The sequence below is a fragment of the Candidatus Litorirhabdus singularis genome (genome assembly GCF_026262625.1).
Lineage (GTDB): Bacteria > Pseudomonadota > Gammaproteobacteria > Pseudomonadales > Halieaceae > Litorirhabdus > Litorirhabdus singularis.
Map to the genome: position 1 here is coordinate 49,112 of NZ_SHNN01000004.1, position 16,341 is coordinate 65,452.

A 16,341-nucleotide genomic window follows, 5' to 3' on the forward strand; every position below is an offset into this window, starting at 1 on the left:
CGCTCGAGTTGGGTGGGTTGGTCATGGCGTTAGCTAATCACCAGATGACGCATCAAATTGCGGTCGCAGTAGCGTTGGCTGCCTTGCACCAGCCGCTCCTGCGACAGCTGCAATTGATGCAGGCAGAACATGATGACAATACTCAGTACCAGCGCTACGAAGGTGGAGTTAAACGCGACACCCAGACTGACCGTCACACCGCTGATATCACCTTCCACTGCCTTGTAAGCCTGTCCGAGGGCGTCGCCGATACCGCGCACGGTGCCGATAAAGCCGATCGAAGGTATGGCCCAGGCTATGTAACGCACCATTGAAAGCTCTGAGTCAAGCCGGTCCGACTCGCCATCACATTGCTCTTTGATCGTGTTGGAAACGGCAGGGATGCTGGCTGTGGTGGCAAAGCGTTGTAGCGCCGCCAGCAGCGTGCGCGGCAGCAAGTAGTCTTGCTGCTCCGCATCGAGGGCTTCCAGCGCACGACTGTACTCACGTGCATCCTGAGGCAGCAGGCTGGTGCCCTCTGGTATATCGAGCAAAGATTGCTTGAGGATTTCCTGTTCGTGCAAAAGGCGACGGCCCTTATAGCCCATGATAGCGAGGGCCCACAGCAATAATATAAAACAGGCCTCCTGTTCGAGGTCACGAATAACCACATAAATAGAACGCTCAGGCACAAATTCCTCACCCGACGCCTGCAGTGCCATCTGCACTTCCAATATGGCTTCGGCATTGGGTCTAATAATGCCAACATAGGCTCCGTGCACCACGATAATAATAATCAGCAGGGCGAACAGCTGGTATATAAATTCCGAAGAGAGCTGTAGTTTCATGGCGTGTCCTTGTCGATTCCTGACCTAGATATCTACCGGAAAAGAAACCGATAAATCATCCGAAATTTGTTCCGAGGCGCGGTATTCATCCGCCGCACCAGAGTCTGCTGAGCCCTGAGAGGCTGCGCTGCGTGCTGGTGGTGCCGGTTTGTCCGGCACCGCGTCGGGCTGCGGGGTAGCATCCGTTGCCGCATCTTCGGGCTGCGCTAATACGCTGGATGCAACCAGCGTGACCGCGACCAGACCCAAAATCCCATTTCGTAGCATTAACGTTGCTCCGCATAGCGCGCTATACGGAATCCTACGTCATCCCGTCCGGCTTGCCCATAATCGCGAAAGGACAGCCGTAACTCAGTCACGGTCCCGTGAGCCCAACTGGCGCCGCGAATGACATGGTTGTTGCCGGTCTGCTTACCCATCGGGTCCACTGTGGTTGCACCATTGGTGCTGGCAATACTGTAGATATCGTGAACCCACTCGGCGACATTGCCGCCAAGGTCGTGTAAACCCTTGTGATTGGCGGGAAAAGAGCCAATGGGTGCGCTGACGACCTGACCATCGTTATAGGACTGTACTGTGCGCCCGGTAATATAGGCACTGGAAGTGTCGGCAAAGTTCCCCACTTTGTCGGTGGGCGGGTAGCTGCCGCCCCAGGAAAATGTCAGGAGGTCGGTGTTGCGGCTGCGGGCCACCCAGGCCCATTCCGCCTCTGTGGGCAGTCGATACCCCGTTGACTCGGTATCGAAGCCGGTTACCAGGCCATTGCTGAGTTTATAAACCGGGCTCAGGTTTTCGCGCTGGCTGAGCCAATTACAGTACAGTGCGGCTTCGTTCCAGCTCACCATAACCGCGGGCTGGCGGTCACGGTTTAGGCTGCTGCCTTCGACGCGACCAGAATTATGCTCGCTGCGAAATTCACGAAACTGAGCATTGCTGACTTCGTAGGTAGAGATATAGAACATCCGCGTCAACGACACCGGGTGTAGTACTTCATTGGCGCGACGTCCGGGCTCGCGACGCGAGGCGCCCATGGTGAAGTCACCGGGCGTGAACAGTCGCAACTGTTGTCCAGCACTATTGGTTACGATCGGCTTGAGATCGGCCAGTCGTGCCGCCGAGTCCGTGAGTAACTGTACGTTGATCTGTTGGCCCAGGCCCGGGCGTGGGGTAAAGCGTTGTCGATAACTGCGGTAGCCATCCAGGCGCACTTCTAACTGCTGCTCCACTGCGGGGAGTTGCAGGCTTTGATTGCCGCTGCCATAGGTTTTACCGGCAACAATAACCTGCGCTTCTGGAGGCATGACCTGAATGTTCACCTCACCTAATTTAGCCCGCAGCGTGACATGCAATGCTTCTTCTACGCCGGGTTCCAGACTGATGCTGCGGTTGGCGTTGCTGTGCCCGGCTTTGAAAACAGCGACTCGGTGCTCTCGGCCAGGTTTCAATTCCAGCAGCAGGGGCGTCTGCCCTCGGTATTCGCCATCCACAGTAACGCTAGCGGCTGCCGGAGTGCTGCTGAGTTGTAATTGCCCGTCAGCAGGTTGCAACGCCACTGGACCGAAAGACTGGTCTACGCCAGGGCTCACTGCAAGTTCAGTATCCCATTGCCTAAACCCTGCCATTTGCAGGCTGAGCTGATGCTCGCCCTGCAAAATCTCGAGCGTGGAGGGGGTGGTGCCAGCGGGTTCGCCATCAATGAGAACGGTCGCCCCCAGCGGCTCACTGGTAATACTGATATTGGCCCATGCCGGCTCCAGCGCAACCTCAAACTCTTGAGATTGCCCCATGCCGGTGACGTCAATAGTTTGTCGATAAGGTAAGTAGCGCGGAGCTAGCAGGCGCAGCTCATGCTCTCCGGCGGCAACAGCTTGTTGGTTGAGCGGCGTGTCTCCTACCTCCTGGTCATCTATGAGCACTTTGGCTGTGGCCGCAGTGGAGCTGATGTTGAGCAGTCCCGGCAGCTTCTCGAGTGCGTATTCAAAGCTCTGCTGTGAAGACTCAGAAACCAACAGTGGTTGTTGCTGAGGGTAATAACCGGGGGCGGTGAGCGAGATGGTGAAGTCGCCGCTGCGCAGTAAATAGCGCTCCCCCAGCTTTAACTGTAGTCCACCGTCTATGTTGATATCCGCGTCGGCTGGTATCACAGAAAAAAGCACTGAGCGGGCGCTGAAGAGAAACCAAAACGCTATTGCGAACAGAAATAGTACTGCTATCAAGCCCAATTGCAGCGGGCTGATAAGACGCTTTTGGTGTTGCGGGTCCGCGCCCATAGGGGTGAAGCTGCTGGGGGCAATAATAGTGGGTTCAGTATCGGCTGCCATGGCTTAGATGGGGTCCGTGCAGGCGATGGTTATGACGGGAGCTGATTGGTCATGGCTGAGTGTGAATTCTTGACGCACATCGCGAAAACCCCGGCGCACACCTACCGCAGTATAGGTGCCCGGCTTAAGCTCCAGTTGCTGGCGTCTGAAAGTACCCAGATGGGCCACACGATAGACGGTGACATCAGTTTCTTCATCGGACTCCAGCAGAACCGGGATCGGCACCAGCGCCTGTTCCATAATCGTATCCAGCGCACCGAGTTGCCGGCGCAGACGGGGTCCGGCCGGGCTCAGATTGTTGGCGTAATCCAGTAGTTGACGGGTTTCGGCATAAATTCTTTGGTCGGCGAGACGCTCTGGCTTGTCCAGGGTTTGCTGTAACAGTTTGTCTATTGATTGACGCTCACGGCTTAGGTCAGCGCCTTCGCGGGCAAACTGTACGGTACTGTCTATCCGTAATATGGCTTCAAAGGATGATAGGGCGGGCCCCCAGTCTTCGTTGCGTTGCGCCAATTCGGCTTTGCCGCGCAGTGATTGGATACGCTGTAGCGTGCGTGCACTGCGTGCCTGCGTTAGCGCGGCTTCGGTTTCGGCGGCGGCGGGCAGTAATTTCTGCGCCGCCAGAAAGCGCGCTTCGGCGGTGTCGTAATCCTCACGATCCATTGCCTGATAACCTGCGGTCATGGCTCGATTGAAATCACGACGGGCGATCTCCTGTCGCAGTTGGGCCTGCAGATTTTTTGCCAGCTCGTGTTCGGCGTCTAGTTCAAGTGCCTGCTGAGTATTCTCTAACGCCGGCTCGAGTTGATTGTCGAGCTGTAACTGTTGTGCCTGCTTAATCAAAGTCAGTACCTGCGGGAGCGTCATGGCGCGTGCCTGCGCCCGCAGCGCAGAGACACTGTCTGGGCTGATCAGTAAGGCGATGGCTATAGCCTCTGTGGCCGCTTGCGCCTGGTTAGCATCAAGTGCGTCCAGCGCTAACTGCAGCTGAGTTTCGAAAACACCGGGCGCCGCTTCGACCAGCGCGGTCATGGCCTGCAGGCCTTCGCCATAAGTCTCTCGGGCATCTTCAAACTGCTGTTGTCGGTACAGCTGATCGCCACTCGTGGCCAGGTCTGTGGCAGCTGCAAAAGCTTCCGTCGCCCACTGTTCAACGCTCATTTCTTGTAGGGCGAATTGCTGCTCGAGTAGCAGTTCCAGCACGGCCTGTGCCTCTTTTCGCTGCTGCGCTAACTGCGCATCAGACCATGGACTGGCCTGCTCTTGAGCCTTAGCGCGCGTCTGTGTTTGCGTATCGACGATCGGAGATTTGGCGTTTGTTGTCGCGAGCTCTGCGCTTGGCGCTTCAACCCAAGTGGGTAACCAAAAAAACACGGCCGCCAGTATCACCCCTAATGCCACCAGCGCGGCGATAAGCGGCCGCTGTGATGCGGTACCGGCAGGTGCTGCTGTGCCGGCCTCTGCCTGAGCGGCACGGTCTGGTGCGCCGGGCGCTAGCGTGTTGCCGCCAGGGTCAAAAGCACTGGGTTTCAGTTTTTGATTGTGTTCAGTCATTGTTGTGCATGTGGGGTATTGGCGCCAGAAAATGGGTCGCGGCTCAGCTCCCGACCGGTGTGGGCAGTGGCTCCAAAGCGCCAACTTCTGCTTCATATAGCTGACGCAACAGGTCACGCCACTGATCAAACTGGTCCTGAACATTACCGGTAAGCGTTACCGTGCGGTCTTCCAGTTCAATGATTTGCGGCGCGATTTCTGCCTCCAGGGACAAGCCCAATTCCTCTAGAGCCTGAACGTGGATTTCCGACTCAGTCCGCGCGTCCATGCCGCTTTTGAAAATAGAGCCGCCGCCCAGTATGGCCACCGTGCTGGCCGAATTAATAGAGCTGTCATTGCTGGCCCCTGCGGCGATACCCGCGATGACCAGTGCTGCCCCGGTAATCAGCTTACGAGTTGCCTCCGCTCTGAGTTCCTGTAGCGCTATAGCTTCGGTATAGCTGAGCTTGCGCCACTCTTGATAAGGGGCTGACATCTGCCCATTAAAAGCTGAGTAGTATTCTTGCATGGTATCGATGAACAAATGGTCGCGTTCGCGGATTTTGCGGACCCGTTCCAGCATGGGGTCGTTGTTAGCTGGCAGTCGAGTGATACTGTAGGTGCCGTCGCCATCTTCACTCAGGTGCCCGTCAAAGGCATCGGGTGACATGCTGCGCGCAAAGCGCAATTCGTTGACCGTTCGAATCGCCGCCAATTCCTCAGTGTTCCGCTTCAGCAGCTGCTCCAGCAAATCGTTGGCAATACGATTGTAGATTGCCTGAAACGGGTCAATGCGAGCTCTTGTAGTAGCGCCATAACTGTATTTACTGGCTTTGCTGCGATAGCCCTTGTCTAGCCACACCTCACCGCGGGCATCACGGGCGATAATTTTTAGCTCTAGCTCTTCGCCGCTGGAGCTGACAATGGTGCCCGCAACAACGATGTCCATGACCTGTTGATCAGAGGGTATAACTCTTACCGCGCCCCAGGCCGCGCTGCTCTGAATCGACTCCAGCAATATGTAGGGCATGTAGCGCGCTTCCGCGCGACGCACTTCCGGGTAGACCAGTTCGTCTTCATCGGCGTCATCCAGACCTGGATCAAAAATGCTGATGCCAACATCCAGTAGCAGGGCTTCGGGTACCTCGCGAGCAGAGGTGTTGACGTCGGGGACAGTGGTGCTCTTGATAGTCTGGTTTACGCAGCCGGAGGTGGTGAGGGTGAGCGCTAGCAGTAACAGCAGACGTGAGTAGCGGTTGGCCACACTCATTGGCTGATGCCTTTGTACTTGCGATACTCTTCCCAAAGTTTCTCGCGCAATTGCGGGTCGGATTCACGCATTGCAGCTTCGCGCAGCTGACGCGCTACGACGTCATCGTCGTCACCACTGGGAATGTCGGTAGGCGGTGGGAAAGTAGCAGCCTGGGCTGGGAAGTCACCAGAGTCACCCTGCCGGCTGGGATTGCCTGCGCCGCCCTGGCCGTTGCCACTGCCGCGCATAGGGGGCTGACTGCTGCTTTCGCCGTAGCCGCCATTGCCGCCGCCACCAGATTCAGAGCCCGCTGGCTGGGCGTCTTCTGGTGCATTGCCAGTTGTGCTCTTTATGGTTCCGCGTTCTTCCAGAATCAGGTCGTCAAAATCACCAGTACTGCGTTCCAGTTCGCCTTCCAGTATGGCAACGCGTTCTGCCGTTGTCATAGTGCCAGTACCACCGGAACCCGGAAAACCACCGGAACCGGGCATGCCGCTAGAACCGGGTATGCCGCTAGAGCCATAGGTGCCGCCAGAACCAGGCATACTTCCCGAGCCAGGCCTGTTGCCAGAACCCTGTGCTCCGCCGTCCGCCGCTGCCGATCCCTGGGTGGCGGCACCGGCCTGACCGGACCCACTGTCGCCCTGCTCAGCTGCGGCGCGTTCCATGGCGGCTTCAAATTCCTCTAAAGCTGCATTCAGAGTTTCATCGTCGTTGAGATTGGGTAGTGCATCGCTGCCAGCGGCGCCGCCTTGATCGGCGGCATCGCCGAAGTCAGGTTCCTGGCCGCTCTCTTGGCCATTCTCTTGACCAGCATCGGCGCTGGTGGCGCCAGCGGCTGGGTCTAACTCGCCTGATTCACTACCAGTGGCTGCCGATTCCTGGCCTGCAGAGCCCTGGCTTTCCGCGGGCGTCTCGAGCCCCGGGGTGCCCTGCGCGCCCGCAGGTGAACTTGATGCTGAGCTGGGGCTGCTACTGGAACTGGAACTGGAGCTGGAGCTGGAACTGGAGCTGGAACTCGGCGGCTGGCTGGGCGTAGAGGGAGGTGTCGCCGACGGCGGCGTTTGTGGGGCGGTGGGTGAACTGGCGCTGGGGCAACCCGTTAACAGCGCAACCATCAGGAGCACACTCGTACCTAGCAGCAGGCGCTGTCCGGCAAAAGGCTGAATTTTTTGTTTAGTAGGCATATCGTTTCGTTATGTTGACCGTGTCGGCCGGCTCTCCATTTTCATAGCGGGGCCGGAATAACTTCCGTTGCAGGCGTCTCATCAGGATATTGGGTTCCGCATCGGGAGTGGCCTCGCCCGGCTGATTTGAGACCAATTCCAGATCATACACCCGCCCGCGAGTATTAACAGCGTAACTTAGCTCTGCATAGCCTTGCAGCACCCTTGGAGGCTCAAGATCCCGATGCGCGCCGCTCAGTGTGGGCACCAGCTGCGGACTGCCGAAATGATGATTGAGCAGCCCCTCAGCATCCGACTTCAGCGATAACTCGGCCCAGGCTTCACGATATACCGCCGTAGCCGCGCGGTCGTTGCCATGCCAAAGCATCCAGTCACCCAGGTCAATCAGCGCCTCAGTAGACTGACTGCTGGCCTCGCCTTCATTGGCTTGCAGGACGTCGCGAATGACATTGAGTACCGCCTGCCCCTGCTGGTAGTTGTTAACCTGAATCAGGTTAAAGCGCGCCACATCCGGGTCGCCGGATCCGGCATCGCCAAACTGGATACTGGTGCCGGCCTCTCCATCATAGGCAGCGATAAGATACTGGGTTTCGACCATGCCGTTGAGCGGTTCCAGCAGCTGCATCGACGCGCCGCCCTGAGTCTGTGCAATCGTGTTTACCACATTGCTGTAAAGTTGCCACATCGTTAACAGACGGTTGAAGGACTCTTCCCCCACAGAGAGTGCATACGCCTGCTGTTCCCAGCGCGCGCGGCGCATCATTGCAGCCGTCAATTCCGGATCGCCAGAGGTATAAAGACGCCGTTGCAGACGGTAAAGATAATATTGGCGCTCATCGGCGGCCTCGTATTCACCGCTGGCGATCAGGGTTTCAATCAATTGTTCCAGCACAGGAATCTGCGCTGCATCGTTGAGGCCGTTGTTGATGCGCGATACATGGACGGCACGTTTGAAGACGGTGACAGCCTCGTCTAATAGACCCTGCTCCCGGTAGCTGCGTCCCAGCCCCATCAGTTGCTCTGCGAGTCCCGGTGCATAGGCGCCCAGACGGCTTTCCAAATCGGTAATATAGAACTGGTAGGCGGTAGCCGTCGGGTTTACCAGTGCCGGCTCATCGTTATCCTGAAAATCGATTACTCCACCTTGCATCATGTCCTCGGCTGATATTAAGGTTTCCGTAGATGGCACGACTTCAACCTGCGCAGCAGCATGGGTACTCAACTGCCAGTACACGCACGCTACAGTCAGGGCTCGCAGCCACCTCCGCACTTTCACTTGCTTGCCCCTGACATTTTTATACTGGTTTCCTCCCTACTATGACCGCAGCTTTTGCAATCGGTTTCACTGCTGCACTGACATGCTGTGCCTGATTCCAACATTATACCGACTCTAACGCCTATACGACGCCCTTATGTGAGCGGCTTGGGATCACCGGTTTGGTTTACAAACGAGGGTAGTTGTTATATCAAGGCGCCTTTATAGGCTCTACGTGGTTAAAAGATGTCCGGATTTGATGAAGATACCGCTGTTCACAAAGTAGCTGATACCCATTGGCAGGCCAATATCGTCCCGGGCTGGCGCATTGGGGCGGCACCTAACGGGGGCTATACGCTGGCTATCGCCGGGCGTGTGCTCAGCGAGGCGCTGGCGCACAGTGATCCGCTAACGGTTAACATTATGTACCTCGCACCGCCGCAGTTGGGTCCGGTAGACTGCTATGTAGAGCGGCTACGTACCGGTGGCAGCACCAGTCACGCCACCCTCACCATGCGTCAGGAGGGCAAAGCGGTGGCTCAGGTGAGTGCCTGCTACAGCGATGTGGCTGCTCTGCATGGGGAATCCTGGTCTTCTGCCCAGCGCCCACAAATTCAGCCGGCCGCTGACTGTACGCCTATTCGTGAGCACGGTATCGAATTTCGCCAGCGCGTGAATCAGTGCTACGCCAGCGGCTCCGAGGTCTTCCGACGCGGCGAACCTGACGGCAGCGGCTGTTTTAACGGTTGGTTGAGTCTGGTGGACGGTACCGATCCTGATCTGCTGGTATTACTATTATTCGCTGATGCAATGGCCCCCCCGGTGTTTACTGTATTTGGTGCGCTGAATTGGGTCCCAACCCTTGAGCTATCGGTCAGTGTGCGTGCCCATCCAGCTCCCGGGCCGGTGCAGGCCCGGTTTCAGAGCCGCTATATGACCCGCGGTATTATTGAAGAAGATGGTGAGCTTTGGGACAGTACCGGGCAGTTGGTTGCCGTCAGCCGGCAAACGAGCAAGGTGCGGGTGAACACCCAGTAATCCATTAATCCGCTGTGGCCTACCAGGTGGCAACCCAGCCGCCGGGCCGCCGGGTGTCGGTGGCGCCATACAACAGATTATCTATTTTTTGGATGGACTGAACTCTGCCCAGGGTGCGAGTGCTCATGTTGGCATTGTGTCCACGCTGCAGCAGCAGCTCTAGTGTGTCTGGACTGATGCCGCGCTCCAGGCTGAGTTTGTCGGGCATCCACTGATGATGAATACGTGCCTCTGCGCCTGCGGTAGCAATATTCATATTGAAGTCCATGGCGTTGAGGATGGTTTGCAGAACTGTAGTGATAATAGTGCTGCCTCCAGGGCTGCCGGTTGCCAGCCAAAACTCGCCGTCAGCAAATACCATAGTAGGAGTCATTGAGGACAGCGGACGCTTGCCGGGCGCAATCGTATTGGCCTCGCCTTCTACCAGGCTAAAGGCATTTGCGGTGCCAGGTTTGGCAGCGAAATCGGCCATTTCGTTGTTAAGTAACATGCCGGTTCCAGGTACCGCGATATGCGAGCCGAAACTGAAATTCAGTGTGTAGGTATTGCTGACAACGTTGCCCGCAGCATCAGCGACAGTATAGTGCGTGGTGTCGTGACTCTCGTAGGGCAGGTCGATGCCGGGCTGGATCTCCGCCGATGGGGTGGCACGCTCGGAATCGATGCGCGAGCGCTGTGACGCCGCGTACTCTTTATCAGTTAGGCGAGCCGTGGGGACTTCAAAATAGTCAGGGTCGCCCAGATACTGGCTGCGGTCTGCGTAGGCCAGTTTCATAGCTTCGGTCAGGTGATGAAGGTAGGCGGCGCTATTATGTCCCCAGGCGCTGACATCATAGCCCTCCAGAATATTCAGAATCTGGATGATATGAATGCCGCCGGACGAGGGCGGTGGCGTCGCCACAATTTCATAACCGCGGTAGGTGCCGCGCACGGGTTCGCGTTCAATGACCTTGTAATCAATGAGGTCCTGATGGGTCATTAGTCCATCGTGGGCAATCATGTCGGCGACGATACGGTCGGCAACCTTGCCAGCGTAGAATCCGTCCACACCGCGTCGCTGGATTTGTTTCAGCGTCCATGCCAGATCAGGTTGGCGGAAACGTGAACCTACCGGGAAGCGTGCGCCGTTTTTGTCAAAGAACAGCCGCGCGGCTTCCGGGTTGGCTAGTAGCCGCTCCTTACGATTTCCGAGTTCGTAGTCCAGCGCCCAGGTTACTTCAAAACCCTTGCTGGCCAATTCTATGGCGGGCCTGAGTACCTCGCGTAGCGACATGGTGCCGTATTTCTCCAGCGCATAGATCATGCCGGCAACAGTGCCGGGGGTGCCCGCCGCTCGATGGCTGAAAAACTGCCGCATCCGATCTACCTCGCCCTCTGCGTTGAGGAACAGATCAGCGGTGGCGGCCGCGGGTGCTGACTCGCGGTAGTCGATTAGCGTCTGGCGGTTGCCGTCGGCCAGATGGATCATCATAAAGCCACCGCCGGCGAGATTGCCGGCGCGGGGGTAGGTAACTGCCAACGCAAAGCCAGTGGCGACTGCGGCATCCACGGCATTGCCTCCATCGCGAAGAATTTGCGTACCCACTTCAGCGGCCAGTCGCTCAGGAGCGGCAACCATGCCTTTGCTGGCTATCACCGGAAGAAATCGGGTCTCGTAATTAATGATGGGGTGCTGTGCCTGGCTGCTCGCCCATGGGGCTAACAGAAGGAAGAGATAGAGATAGCGGTAGCGTAAAAGCACTTGAAAATTCCCGGTTCGCGGAGGAGGGTGGATTATGCCAAAATTTACGCCATGTTGGGTGTTTGATATGCGGGCGGGCTGCTTGTTGCTCCCTCACGCTGGAGTGGGTTCTATGCTGAATGATGATCAATTACTGGAACACCTGCGCCAGCGCTGGTTCGATATCTTTCAGCGGTTGGCCAACGAGGGTGAGGTGCCGCCAGCTTTTGTCCTGCGCACTGAAGGGATGATGGAGGCCTGGGTAGTGTCCGGTCAGTGTTCTGCTGTTCAACTGCAGGCTGAAATGTCGACTCAGTATCAGCGTGTTAGCGGTGACAGCCTGGCGCAGGTTTGGGGCGAGAACTGGAGTGACTTTTTTCGCTTTCCGCAAATACCTGCCTTTGCCCCGCGGGCGCCGGTGGTACCATCAACCAATGAAGTGAGTTGAGCGAGGTTGGCAGACGTGGTTAAAGGATGGTATTTTTCGCTGCTCTTTCTTAGTGCGGATAGCATGTTGATGAATAGGTTCCGAGCGTTTCAGTTTTTGATGTTGTTGCTGGCTGGCAGTGTGCTGTTCGGCTGTGCCAGTGGCGGACTTCCACAACCCATCGTCGATCACAATCGAGATTATGATTTTACGGCGGCGAAGACGTTCGCTTTTATGAACCGTAAGTCTGGGCCGGCGGAATCCGTGGTGCTCAGCGATATGGAAATTAATCGAGTCAATAACGCCTTCGAGCGGGCGCTGACTATGCGCGGGCTAACGTTGGTAGAAAAGCGCGAAGATGCCGATATTTTAATCAGTTGGCTGTTGGTTACCAAGGAGCAGACCGACGTGCGCAGTTACAACAGCACCAGTTATTACCAGTGTTGGGGCTGCGGACCAGCTGTATCAGATGTCAGCGTCAGGCAATACACCCAGGGCACTTTGATCGTGGATATGGTCGACCCGGAAATGCGTAAATCAGTATGGCGCTCGGTGGTACAGTCCAAGCTCAACGCTGAGCATGAGTTGGAAGGACAGCAGGAGCGGTTCAATAACGTTGCCGAACATATGATGGCGGCTTATCCGCCACAATAGTTGCCTCGCGGTGCGCGGCGTCAGCGCGCCGGCCGCAGCATAAACCACATGGGCGGGCCATCGCCGCCCAGCTTTTCTTCGGCAATTATCTCAAAACCATGGCGCTGATATAGAGGCACATTGCGCTCTGCCGAGCTTTCCAGATAGGCCGGCATATGGGCTGCGTCAATTTCCGGAGTCAGATGTTTGAGCAGTGCTGAGCCTACGCCTTGTCCCTGATATGCCTGTCGCGCGCCCACCGATTGCAGGTAATAGTGGGGGGTGCGGGGATGATGGCGCGCCATCGTCGCCTGTACCGCGGCCAGCCGTTTGATAACCCTGGGTCCGCGAGTCAAGATAAGGCGCACTATAAGCATCAACTGAGGAATGTTCATGGGGATTTCGAAGTCAACGCCTGGCGGCAGCCACATAGCGGCACCGCGACCTTCGGTATCAACAAAAGTATGTTGCTGCTCAAGAAACAGCCGCCGCAGCATGATGCTGTAAAACGGTTGATACAGTGCCTGGTTGGGAATCACCCAGGTCATGACGGGGTCATTGGCAAAGGCATCAGCCAAAATATTGGCAATCTGTTCACAATGCTGTGATTCGGCTTTAATAATGCTAGTGGGCGCGACATCCATTTTGTAGACTTTTCCCATGAAAATAATAACAGTGATTATAGCAGTGCTTTTTCTAGGTGGCTGCTCCGGGTATGAACTCAAGAATTTGGCCAAGTCGGATATCGATATGGTTGCGGACGAGTTCATTGACGAGACTCGTGTATTGGTAAGCGAGTTGACGGTTAAACTTTATGGCCGCAACCCGGATCAGTTACGCAAGACACAGGGCCTGAGTGTCGAAGACCGTTTGCAGCAGTTACGCTCCCAGAGCGGGCCGCTGGATTTTGCTGAACTGGGTGGTCGGCAGGAAGTTGCGGCACTGGAACTGGTATTTGACCCTGAGTTTCGAGGTGATCGGGTATTTGCCCTGGTGGTCGGACTCAGTGGTATGCTGCGCTACGCCTATGGTTACAATGATGAATTATTCATGTTCGACCAGCTTGATAGCGCGCGGCTGCTGGCCAGCGCTGAGAACGTGGATGTGTTGCTATGGCGACTGAAGCATTCTCGTAAAGCCAATGGGCGGCCCTTCCTGATTACCAGTGAGTATCGGGGTATCACGGACAACCTCAGTTTCGAACGGCTATTTGGCAAGCTGATTGTGTTGCAGGAAATGATGGCCAGGATTGTGGACGATTCCGGGCACCGCGGCGTTAATAGGGCCGTCAAGGCGGTCGGTAGTGTATTTGTGCCACTACCGTTGTAAAACAGCCGTGGTGAACCAATGCCTTGGTAAACCAAACTAGCGTGTTGCCCTGGAGGGAACGTGAATATAGAAGATTTTCGTCGGGAGTATCTGCTGCAGGGGCTCAAGCGCTCGGATCTGCACGATGACCCTACCGAGCAGTTTGAAACCTGGTTGGCCCAGGCGGTCAGTGGCGGTATCGCGGACCCCACGGCAATGGTCTTGGCGACCGTAGACGCCAATGGAAGGCCCTGGCAGCGGATGGTGCTGCTAAAGGATTTCGGCCATCAGGGGTTCGTTTTTTACACTAATTCCGATAGCAACAAAGCGCAGGATATCGCGGCTAATGCGTCAGTGTGTCTGCACTTTCCCTGGAATGTGCTGGAGCGACAGGTGATAGTCGCCGGCAACGCGGCAAAGATCAGCAATGTGGAAACTGCCCGTTATTTCTTATCGCGGCCGCGCGAAAGCCAGTTGGCAGCGTGGGCATCGGCTCAAAGTCGGCCCATTTCTGCGCGTCAGGTGCTGTTAGAGAAATTTGCCCAGATGCAGGAAAAATTCAAGCAGGGGGAAATCCCGGTGCCGGCGTTCTGGAGCGGCTATCGGGTGGTGCCGCGTGAGTTGGAATTTTGGCAGGGCGGTGCCAATCGACTGCACGACCGTTTCCGCTACCTGCGCAATGCAAAGGACGGCTGGGATATACGTCGGCTGGCACCCTGATAACGGTCTGCAACCGTTCTGCTATTTGGCCTGGCGTGAGCGAAAATAGCTTGGGTCCTGCTCGATTCCCAGCAGGCGACGCCGGATCATATCCAGGCCGGCGGCGGCAATCATAGTTTGAAACAGGGTGCGTTCAACCGGCCACAGCAAGCAACGGGTCTGGATATTATCGCGACTGCCCCAGGCGAGCCATACAGTGCCCACTGGCTTTTCTTCAGTACCGCCGTCAGGACCGGCGACACCCGAGACCGCGATACCGTAGTCGGCGTCGGCGCGCTGCATAGCACCCTTTGCCATAGCTATCACAACACCCTCGCTGACCGCCCCGGACTGTTGCAGTAGCGATTCTGGAACATCTAGCACTGTTTGTTTGATGCTATTGGCATAGGTCACAAAGCCGGCGTGAAAAGCAGCGGAAGAACCCGGTATACGGGTTAGCATGCTGGCTATCAGGCCGCCGGTGCAGGACTCTGCCGTGGTCAATGTCTCGCCCCTGTCTGCAAGAAGGGTGACCACCTGCTGCGCCAGACTGCTATCACCCTCACCGATGATGTGATCGCCAAACAACTGGTAGAGCTTTTCTTTGCAGGCAAGCTGGGCGTCTCTGGCAGCGGGGTCGGATACCGTCAATTTTATTTCCATTTGCGGTGCGCCGGCGCGAAACCCCAGCTCTACCTGAGCTGGCCAGTCGCTGTATTGGTCGGAGATAATTTGTTGTGCGGTGGATTCGCCCAGCCCGAAAGTCTGCAAGCGGATGATGTCGACCTCGCCCGACTTGCCCAGCCGTTCGCGCAAGTTCTGCAGAATATTGTCGAGCATCAGGCGTAATTCGCTGGGTACACCCGGCGTGCAGATGACGAGGCAACCCTCAACTTCCAGTTCAAACCCCACTGCGCTGCCGATGGCGTTATCAACGATGGTGGCTCCGGCTGGCAGTAGCGCTTGCTTGAGGTTGGCTGCGTTAACCGCGGCGCCACGCGCTTCACACCAGTTCTCTATGTGCAGGCGTGCTAGCGGGTTTTCCTGCAGTGGCACGTCGGCGACCGCTGCCAGTATCTCTGCGGTGAGATCGTCAATGGTTGGGCCAAGCCCGCCATTGACGATGACGACGTCAGATTGCTTGCATAGATCACGTAGCTCTGCGGTAAGTAATGCGGGCGCATCGCCGACAGTAACCTTGCGGTGAATGGCAATGCCAAGTTCTGCGAGGCGCAGGGCTATCATCGAGGAATTGGAATCCACGGTGTCGCCGCTCATGATCTCGTTGCCAGTTAACAGCAGCTGCACTACCGGGTTATGTTGATTCATGTTTGATCTCCTTGGGGTGCCATAGGATAACGGGGTGCGTGCAACTGTGGAAGCTGGAGTATCTGCGGTATCATGCGTCGATGTGTAAGCAAGGTAAATTTTAGAATGGCGACGCTGATCGGCTGCCAGGGCTGCGACATGTTGGTGGATCTGACGGCGATGCCCGAAGGCGGGCGTGCCAATTGTCCCCGTTGCGGACATTTCCTCGCGCGCTATCGCAGCGATGCTGTGGCACGGGCGCTAGCCTACTGTATCAGTGCTGCGATTGCGTTGGTGATTGCCAACTGTTTTGCATTTTTGACGATGGGTGCGGCCGGACTACAGACCACCATGACCCTGCCCGAGACGGCGATCATGCTATATCGTTACGGTATGCCGGATCTGGCTATTTTAGTGGGCGGATTCATTTTGGTGCTGCCGGCGTTGGCGTTGACGCTGATAATGGCTATCTGTGTGCCATTGACGTTGGGCTATGCGGCGCCCTGGCTAGTCGATTCTGCGCGCGTTTTGTACACACTGAACGAGTGGTCGATGGTAGAGGTGTTTCTGATTGGCGTGATCGTGAGTCTGGTTAAATTGTCACAGATGGCGGAAGTGCAGCTGGGCTATTCCTTCTGGGCTTATGTTGCCTTCAGCGTATTTTTCACCTTGGCGGTTTCGACGCTGGATCGGTTTCACTGCTGGCAGCGAATCGAAGCGGTGCAGCTCTCGTGAACCCCGCCGCTACCGCTGCCGCGCGTGGGCTCGCTTCCTGTCACCTCTGTTGCAAACTGGTAGCAGCAGACGTCGCGCACTGCCCTCGCTGTGGCGCG

The 16,341-nt window shown here is 56.7% G+C and carries 16 protein-coding genes; 6 read left to right on the forward strand and 10 right to left on the reverse strand.

The window, feature by feature from the left end; translation table 11 throughout:
• Nucleotides 1-29: 29 nt before the first annotated feature.
• The 7 genes from EYC98_RS17470 to EYC98_RS17500 are packed head-to-tail and all read right to left on the reverse strand — an operon-like array spanning nucleotide 30 to nucleotide 8,309.
• Nucleotides 30-827, reverse strand: coding sequence for a MotA/TolQ/ExbB proton channel family protein (locus EYC98_RS17470; RefSeq protein ID WP_279246679.1), 798 nt, complete (start codon nucleotides 825-827; stop codon nucleotides 30-32).
• A 24-nt stretch (nucleotides 828-851) separates the two neighbouring features.
• Nucleotides 852-1,094 carry a hypothetical protein gene (locus tag EYC98_RS17475; protein ID WP_279246680.1) on the reverse strand — a complete coding sequence of 81 codons (243 nt, stop codon included), beginning with the start codon at nucleotides 1,092-1,094 and terminating at the stop codon, nucleotides 852-854.
• A complete protein-coding gene (locus EYC98_RS17480) occupies nucleotides 1,094-3,148 on the reverse strand; it encodes a PEGA domain-containing protein (RefSeq protein ID WP_279246681.1) in 2,055 nt (684 codons plus the stop codon). Before EYC98_RS17480 ends, EYC98_RS17475 begins: the two co-directional genes overlap by 1 nt.
• Before the next feature lie 3 nt (nucleotides 3,149-3,151).
• Nucleotides 3,152-4,702 (reverse strand): hypothetical protein, encoded by a 1,551-nt coding sequence (locus EYC98_RS17485; RefSeq protein WP_279246682.1) that lies wholly within the window; start codon nucleotides 4,700-4,702, stop codon nucleotides 3,152-3,154.
• Nucleotides 4,703-4,745: 43 nt separating this feature from the next.
• On the reverse strand, nucleotides 4,746-5,951 hold the full coding sequence (locus EYC98_RS17490; protein WP_279246683.1) for a hypothetical protein: 1,206 nt from the start codon (nucleotides 5,949-5,951) through the stop codon (nucleotides 4,746-4,748).
• Entirely contained in the window at nucleotides 5,948-7,120 is a 1,173-nt protein-coding gene (locus tag EYC98_RS17495; protein WP_279246684.1) for a hypothetical protein, read from the reverse strand. The genes EYC98_RS17490 and EYC98_RS17495 overlap by 4 nt, the downstream gene beginning before the upstream one ends.
• Complete coding sequence (locus EYC98_RS17500) at nucleotides 7,110-8,309, reverse strand: tetratricopeptide repeat protein (RefSeq protein ID WP_279246685.1); 1,200 nt, start codon at nucleotides 8,307-8,309, stop codon at nucleotides 7,110-7,112. Before EYC98_RS17500 ends, EYC98_RS17495 begins: the two co-directional genes overlap by 11 nt.
• A 312-nt stretch (nucleotides 8,310-8,621) precedes the next feature.
• Here EYC98_RS17500 and EYC98_RS17505 point away from each other — a divergent pair, with 312 nt between their 5' ends.
• Nucleotides 8,622-9,413, forward strand: coding sequence for a thioesterase family protein (locus tag EYC98_RS17505; RefSeq protein WP_279246686.1), 792 nt, complete (start codon nucleotides 8,622-8,624; stop codon nucleotides 9,411-9,413).
• Between the two features lie 19 nt (nucleotides 9,414-9,432).
• On the opposite strand, the gene ggt is transcribed toward EYC98_RS17505, so the two are convergent.
• Nucleotides 9,433-11,154, reverse strand: a complete 1,722-nt coding sequence (ggt, locus tag EYC98_RS17510; protein ID WP_279246687.1) for a gamma-glutamyltransferase — start codon at nucleotides 11,152-11,154, stop codon at nucleotides 9,433-9,435.
• Nucleotides 11,155-11,188: 34 nt separating this feature from the next.
• Here ggt and EYC98_RS17515 point away from each other — a divergent pair, with 34 nt between their 5' ends.
• Together EYC98_RS17515 and EYC98_RS17520 are read left to right on the forward strand one after the other, a co-directional pair.
• Nucleotides 11,189-11,581: a hypothetical protein gene (locus EYC98_RS17515; protein WP_279246688.1), complete on the forward strand. Its 393-nt coding sequence runs from the start codon at nucleotides 11,189-11,191 to the stop codon at nucleotides 11,579-11,581.
• Between the two features lie 69 nt (nucleotides 11,582-11,650).
• Nucleotides 11,651-12,214: a DUF4136 domain-containing protein gene (locus tag EYC98_RS17520; RefSeq protein ID WP_279246689.1), complete on the forward strand. Its 564-nt coding sequence runs from the start codon at nucleotides 11,651-11,653 to the stop codon at nucleotides 12,212-12,214.
• A 20-nt stretch (nucleotides 12,215-12,234) separates the two neighbouring features.
• Here EYC98_RS17520 and EYC98_RS17525 read toward each other — a convergent pair whose 3' ends face one another.
• On the reverse strand, nucleotides 12,235-12,855 hold the full coding sequence (locus tag EYC98_RS17525; RefSeq protein WP_279246690.1) for a GNAT family N-acetyltransferase: 621 nt from the start codon (nucleotides 12,853-12,855) through the stop codon (nucleotides 12,235-12,237).
• Here EYC98_RS17525 and EYC98_RS17530 point away from each other — a divergent pair.
• Together EYC98_RS17530 and pdxH are read left to right on the forward strand one after the other, a co-directional pair.
• Nucleotides 12,854-13,522 carry a hypothetical protein gene (locus EYC98_RS17530; RefSeq protein WP_279246691.1) on the forward strand — a complete coding sequence of 223 codons (669 nt, stop codon included), beginning with the start codon at nucleotides 12,854-12,856 and terminating at the stop codon, nucleotides 13,520-13,522. The genes EYC98_RS17525 and EYC98_RS17530 overlap by 2 nt on opposite strands.
• A gap of 60 nt (nucleotides 13,523-13,582) precedes the next feature.
• Nucleotides 13,583-14,221: a pyridoxamine 5'-phosphate oxidase gene (pdxH, locus tag EYC98_RS17535; protein ID WP_279246692.1), complete on the forward strand. Its 639-nt coding sequence runs from the start codon at nucleotides 13,583-13,585 to the stop codon at nucleotides 14,219-14,221.
• 21 nt (nucleotides 14,222-14,242) lie between these two features.
• Here pdxH and EYC98_RS17540 read toward each other — a convergent pair whose 3' ends face one another.
• The gene (locus EYC98_RS17540) at nucleotides 14,243-15,529 is read right to left on the reverse strand and encodes a CinA family nicotinamide mononucleotide deamidase-related protein (protein WP_279246693.1); all 1,287 of its coding nucleotides are present in this window, start codon (nucleotides 15,527-15,529) and stop codon (nucleotides 14,243-14,245) included.
• A gap of 105 nt (nucleotides 15,530-15,634) precedes the next feature.
• On the opposite strand from EYC98_RS17540, the gene EYC98_RS17545 reads away from it, so the two are divergent.
• A complete protein-coding gene (locus EYC98_RS17545) occupies nucleotides 15,635-16,243 on the forward strand; it encodes a paraquat-inducible protein A (RefSeq protein WP_279246694.1) in 609 nt (202 codons plus the stop codon).
• Nucleotides 16,244-16,341: the final 98 nt, after the last annotated feature.

What these genes read in the sequence shown, in the direction of transcription:
- EYC98_RS17470 (WP_279246679.1), bottom strand. Translation starts at nt 827, where the DNA reads ATGAAACTACAGCTCTCTTCGGAATTTATATACCAGCTGTTCGCCCTG.
- EYC98_RS17475 (WP_279246680.1), bottom strand. Translation starts at nt 1,094, where the DNA reads ATGCTACGAAATGGGATTTTGGGTCTGGTCGCGGTCACGCTGGTTGCA.
- EYC98_RS17480 (WP_279246681.1), bottom strand. Translation starts at nt 3,148, where the DNA reads ATGGCAGCCGATACTGAACCCACTATTATTGCCCCCAGCAGCTTCACC.
- EYC98_RS17485 (WP_279246682.1), bottom strand. Translation starts at nt 4,702, where the DNA reads ATGACTGAACACAATCAAAAACTGAAACCCAGTGCTTTTGACCCTGGC.
- EYC98_RS17490 (WP_279246683.1), bottom strand. Translation starts at nt 5,951, where the DNA reads ATGAGTGTGGCCAACCGCTACTCACGTCTGCTGTTACTGCTAGCGCTC.
- EYC98_RS17495 (WP_279246684.1), bottom strand. Translation starts at nt 7,120, where the DNA reads ATGCCTACTAAACAAAAAATTCAGCCTTTTGCCGGACAGCGCCTGCTG.
- EYC98_RS17505 (WP_279246686.1), top strand. Translation starts at nt 8,622, where the DNA reads ATGTCCGGATTTGATGAAGATACCGCTGTTCACAAAGTAGCTGATACC.
- EYC98_RS17515 (WP_279246688.1), top strand. Translation starts at nt 11,189, where the DNA reads ATGCCAAAATTTACGCCATGTTGGGTGTTTGATATGCGGGCGGGCTGC.
- EYC98_RS17520 (WP_279246689.1), top strand. Translation starts at nt 11,651, where the DNA reads ATGAATAGGTTCCGAGCGTTTCAGTTTTTGATGTTGTTGCTGGCTGGC.
- EYC98_RS17530 (WP_279246691.1), top strand. Translation starts at nt 12,854, where the DNA reads ATGAAAATAATAACAGTGATTATAGCAGTGCTTTTTCTAGGTGGCTGC.
- EYC98_RS17525 (WP_279246690.1), bottom strand. Translation starts at nt 12,855, where the DNA reads ATGGGAAAAGTCTACAAAATGGATGTCGCGCCCACTAGCATTATTAAA.
- EYC98_RS17540 (WP_279246693.1), bottom strand. Translation starts at nt 15,529, where the DNA reads ATGAATCAACATAACCCGGTAGTGCAGCTGCTGTTAACTGGCAACGAG.
- EYC98_RS17545 (WP_279246694.1), top strand. Translation starts at nt 15,635, where the DNA reads ATGGCGACGCTGATCGGCTGCCAGGGCTGCGACATGTTGGTGGATCTG.